Here is a 4,934-nt window from a genome sequence, read left to right as displayed (position 1 = left end):
ACAAGTCGACGTTCGCCGGAGAAAACTAGTCACGCGTCGGACCGGGCGGCGTGCCGTCGCCGAACGGCCTGCCCCCCAACGCTTCCCGTCCGTGGGGCGTCAACCAGCCAGCCTGCTCGGGCCCCTTCGGCACGATGCCGCTCGGGTTGATGTCCTTGTGCACGATGTAATAGTGCTGCTTGATCTGGACGAAATCGATGGTGTCGCCAAAACCCGGGGTTTGGAACAGGTCTCGCGCGTAGGCCCACAACACCGGCAGCTCGGTGAGCTTGCTCCGGTTGCATTTGAAGTGGCCGTGGTAGACGGCGTCGAAGCGGGCCAACGTGGTGAACAGCCGGACATCGGCCTCGGTGATCGTCTCGCCGACGAGAAAGCGCTGCTTCTCCAGCCGCTCGCTCACCCAGTCCAGCGCGGCGAACAACCGGTCGTAGGCGGAGTCGTAGGCGTCCTGCGAGCCGGCGAATCCACATCGGTACACGCCGTTGTTGATCTCGCTGTAGATCCGCTTGCCGACTTCGTCGATCTCGCCGCGCAGCGGCTCGGGATACAGCTGCGGGGCGCCATCTCGGTGGTAGGCCGTCCATTCCGTCGACAGGTCGAGCGTCATCTGCGGGAAGTCATTGGTGACGACCGCTCCAGTCGGGACTTCGACGATCGCGGGGACGGTGATGCCCTTGGGGTAGTCGGGGAAACGCGCGAAGTAGGCGTCCTGCAGCCGGGGAATCTTGAGCACCGGGTCGACGCCGCCGGGGTCGAGGTCGAACGTCCAACTGCGCTCGTCGTGGGTCGGGCCGCAAAACCCAATGGACAGGACATCTTCCAAACCGAGCAGTCGCCGCACGATGATCGCGCGGTTGGCCCACGGGCAGGCGCGGGCGACGATCAGCCGGTACCGGCCCGGTTCCACCGGATAGCCGTCGCGGCCGTCGGCGGTGATCCGGGTGTCGATGTACTTGGTGTCGCGGGCGAACTCGCCGTCCTCGGCAAGGTAGGAAGCGATCTCGACCTCCGTCAGGTTGTCGGCACGGTCAGGAATCGGCGGGCCAGGTCGGACTCGGTCGACTCACCGGCTTCCCAGTGTGCGATCCACGGCCCGGTGCCTTCGGACTGGTCGATTATCCCCTCTTCGGCCCAGGTGTAACGCCCCTTGAGCACATTGGCGGCCAGCTTGGTGTCCGTGTCGTCGGTGTTGGTCCATAAGGCTTCGAACAGCGCCTCCACCCGCAGGGTGGCCTGCCGGCAGAACGCCTCGGCCAATTCGTAGGACTGCTCACCGCGGGCCCGGTCGGCCTCGCGCTGCGCCTTGGCGCGCACACAGGTCGCCGCGATCGCGAACAGTTCGGCGCCGATGTCGACCACCCGTCCGAGGAATCCCTGCTTCTGTTCCAGCGCGGCCTGCCAGCGGGCCATGCCGTAGAAGGTGTTGCGGGCCAGCTTGCGCGACGAGCGCTCGACGAAGCGCAGATGTTTGGCCAAATTGCCGAACTCGTGATACGCCGTCGGACGTTGACCCTCACCGAACACTAACTGCGGCAACCACTTCGCGTAGAACCCGCTCGCGCCGACCGCCGCCTGGGCCTTCTGTCGCAGGTCGGCCTTCGCGTTCGCCAAGTCACCGGCGGCGCTCAGGTGCGCGTCGACGGCCTCACGGGCGATCAGCAGTCGCATGATCTCACTGGAGCCTTCGAATATGCGGTTGATCCTCAGATCGCGGACCACCTGCTCGACCGGCACCGCCCGCTCGCCCCGCGCGGCCAGCGACTCGGCTGTCTCATAACCGCGCCCGCCGCGAATCTGCAGCAGTTCGTCGCCGATCACGCAGGCCATCTCGCTGGACCACAGCTTGGCCAGCGCCGCCTCGATCCGGATATCGTTGCGACCTTCGTCGGCCATCTGACCGGACAGCTCCAGCACCGATTCGAGCGCGTAAGTGGTTGCGGCAATGAAGGATATCTTCTCGACCACCGCGCCATGCTCGCCGACCGGCTTGCCCCACTGCACCCGCTCACCGGCCCACTCCCGCGCGATTTTCAGCGACCACTTCGCCGCCCCCGCCGTGATCGCGGGAATCGCGAGCCGGCCCGCGTTCAGCGTCGTCAATGCGATCTTCAGGCCGTCGCCTTCCTTGCCGATGAGGTTCTCGGCAGGCACTCGTACCTGGTGCAGCCGGGTGAGGCCGTTCTCGATTCCGCGCAATCCCATGAATCTGTTGCGTCGCTCGACGGTGATGCCGGGCGAGTCCGCCTCGACCACGAACGCGCTGATCCCGCCGCGGTGACCATCACATTTCGGCACGCGGGCCATCACGACCAGCAATTCCGCGACGACGCCGTTGGTGGTCCACAGCTTCACGCCGTCAAGTTGGTAGGCCGCTCCGCCGTCGATCGGCGTCGCCGTCGACGCCAGCCGCGCCGGGTCGGAGCCCACATCGGGCTCGGTGAGCAGAAACGCCGATATCGCCCCTGCGGCGCAGCGCGGCAGGAACGTCCGCTTCTGCGCGTCGGTGCCGGCGAGCTTGAGCGGTTCCGGGACACCGATCGACTGATGCGCCGACAGCAGCGCCCCAAGGCTGGCGTGCACGGACGACACCATCATCAGCGCACGGTTGTAGGCCACCTGGGACAGGTTCAGCCCGCCGTATTCCGACGGGATCTTCATCCCGAAACACCCCAGCTCAGCGAGGCCTTTCACGTACTCGTCGGGGATTTGCGCATCGCGCTCGATGACGCCGCCGTCGACGTCGGCCAGAAATTCCCGGAGCCGGACCAGGAACTTTTCGGTCCGCGCCGCCTCGGCGTCAGCCGGTCTGGGGAACGGGTGGATGAGTTCCAACGGAAACCGGCCGAGAAATAACTCCTTGGCCAACGACGGCTTATCCCAGCCGCTTTCGCGGGATTGCTCCGCGACGGCTCTCGCTTGTTCCTCGCTGACTTGCGCCTGCTGTGCCATGGATTTCCCTCACTCGCGACGGACTCTGCTTTGGCCTGGGTGTTCCCCGTCACACGGCGCAGTACACGCGTCGAGCCTCAGGCGTCCAATTCGCGGGCCACGGCCTTGACCACCTCGGAGACCTTGCGGGCAGTTTTGCGGTCCGGGTAGCGACCCTTGCGCAGTTCGGGCTGCACGGTGCCCTCGAGCAGCGTGATCATGTCCTCGACCATGCCGTGCAACTCATCGGGACTGTGCTTGTGCTCGGCCGGGCCTTCGCGGCGCGGACGGCTACTGAGTGTGGGCGGTGGGTCGATCAGCTTCAGACTCAGCGCCTGCGGGCCACGACGTCCGGACGCCAGACCGAAGTCGACCTTCTGCCCGGCCTTGAGGCTCTCGACACCCGCGGGCAGCGCCGAGGAACGGACGTAGACGTCCTCGCCGTCCTCCTGGGACAGGAAGCCGAATCCCTTCTCGGCGTCATACCACTTCACCTTGCCAGTCGGCACCGGACTCACCTGCTTATCTGACGGATAACTAATAGGCCTACACAACGAAGCGCCCCGCCTGCGCAGGACGCGATGACGACCGATCCTACTCGGAACGCGGGCGGCTGAGCACTGGAGTTTCTCGTCTAAGCTGGCATCACCGCTGGAGGAGACGATGCGCCTGATTCTAAACGTCATCTGGTTGGTGTTCGGCGGCCTGTGGTTGGCCCTCGGATATTTGCTGGCAGCGCTGATCTGCTTCGTGCTGATCGTGACAATCCCGTTCGGTTTCGCGTCGCTGCGCATCGCGTCCTATGCGCTGTGGCCGTTCGGCCGGACGATCGTCGAGAAGCCCGGCGCGAGCACCGGCGCCTTGATCGGCAATGTCGCCTGGGTGCTGTTGTGCGGAATTTGGCTCGCCATCGGGCACCTGGCGAGCGCGGTGGCGATGGCGGTGACGATCATCGGCCTCCCGTTGGCGCTGGCCAATCTCAAGCTGATTCCGGTATCGCTGGTGCCGCTGGGCAAAGAAATCATCCCGATCGGTTCCAGTCACCCGGCGCAGTGGACCGGCACCGGGACACCCCGGAGCTGAAATTCGGACCGCAAGGCCGGTCTCTTGACCTGCGTTTAATCATCGACACCGCCGTGAAATCAGTCACATAACGATTAGGTCACGGCGCAGCAGCGGGCCTGATCGCGAAGCTTCTGACCTGCGCAAACGGCACGTATTCCAGAGATTTTTCCTGCTTGCGACACGCGAAACGCTGTTTTCTCCAGAAAATGACTCTGCTGCAGACACCCGCTAGCGTCGTGCGCGGGCTCGCCGAGTATCCCTGCGGTGAGCCTCCTCGCCTATAGCGCCGAGCTCCATCCAGTAGGCGAGCAACGCCAACCCGTGGATGGAGGCGGGGGACCCAACGGTCCGCCGAGATCGAACCCGGAGCCGCTCGCGGCTCCTTGGGGTGAAGCCGACGCATTTCTCTCGGGAAAATCGACGGCCGGGCGACCTCTTCCGCCCGAACCCGACAGCTGACCTCGTAGGCGCATACGAGAGGACCTCACTAGAGCTATGCGCGGCCGTCACCGTAAACCCACCACGTCCACCGTCGGCGTCGCCAAACTCGCCTTCACCGGCGCAGTCATCGGGGGCGGCGGCATCGCCCTCGCCGGCCACGCGGCCGCCGCCCCCGACAGCGACTGGGACCGCGTTGCGGCCTGCGAGTCGGGCGGCAACTGGACCATCAACACCGGCAACGGGTACCGCGGCGGGTTGCAGTTCTCGCAAGGCACCTGGGCGTCGCACGGCGGTGGCGAGTACGCCCCGTCGGCCAACCAGGCCACCCGCGAGCAGCAGATCGCGGTCGCTGAGCGGGTGCTGGCCACCCAGGGCAAGGGCGCCTGGCCTGTTTGCGGACGGGGCCTGTCGGCCGCCACTCCGCGCAACGTGCTTGCTGACGCGCCCCCGCCGGACGCCCCGCCGCCCGTGTTCGACGCTCCGATGCCCCCGCCACCGGC

Annotated in this window: 5 protein-coding genes and 1 riboswitch; of the genes, 2 read left to right on the top strand and 3 right to left on the bottom strand. The window is 66.1% G+C overall.

The window, feature by feature from the left end:
• Positions 1-25: 25 nt before the first annotated feature.
• From ABDV69_RS17435 to ABDV69_RS17425, 3 genes are all read right to left on the bottom strand, one after another.
• A complete protein-coding gene (locus tag ABDV69_RS17435) occupies positions 26-1,000 on the bottom strand; it encodes a glutathione S-transferase C-terminal domain-containing protein (RefSeq protein WP_343576613.1) in 975 nt (324 codons plus the stop codon).
• Positions 1,001-1,011: 11 nt separating this feature from the next.
• Positions 1,012-2,949: an acyl-CoA dehydrogenase family protein gene (locus tag ABDV69_RS17430; RefSeq protein WP_343576589.1), complete on the bottom strand. Its 1,938-nt coding sequence runs from the start codon at positions 2,947-2,949 to the stop codon at positions 1,012-1,014.
• Between the two features lie 77 nt (positions 2,950-3,026).
• Positions 3,027-3,437: a cold-shock protein gene (locus ABDV69_RS17425; protein WP_343576586.1), complete on the bottom strand. Its 411-nt coding sequence runs from the start codon at positions 3,435-3,437 to the stop codon at positions 3,027-3,029.
• Between the two features lie 154 nt (positions 3,438-3,591).
• Here ABDV69_RS17425 and ABDV69_RS17420 point away from each other — a divergent pair, with 154 nt between their 5' ends.
• Together ABDV69_RS17420 and ABDV69_RS17415 are read left to right on the top strand one after the other, a co-directional pair.
• Complete coding sequence (locus ABDV69_RS17420) at positions 3,592-4,011, top strand: YccF domain-containing protein (protein WP_343576584.1); 420 nt, start codon at positions 3,592-3,594, stop codon at positions 4,009-4,011.
• Positions 4,012-4,295: 284 nt separating this feature from the next.
• Positions 4,296-4,478: riboswitch (cyclic di-AMP (ydaO/yuaA leader) on the top strand.
• 10 nt (positions 4,479-4,488) lie between these two features.
• A partial coding sequence (locus ABDV69_RS17415; RefSeq protein ID WP_343576582.1) for a transglycosylase family protein occupies positions 4,489-4,934 on the top strand: 446 nt, incomplete at its 3' end.

This window comes from Mycobacterium sp. (assembly GCF_039583785.1).
Classification (GTDB): domain Bacteria; phylum Actinomycetota; class Actinomycetes; order Mycobacteriales; family Mycobacteriaceae; genus Mycobacterium.
The sequence above is the reverse complement of the archived record's forward strand: the minus strand, read 5'-3'. Positions and strand labels throughout refer to the sequence as shown.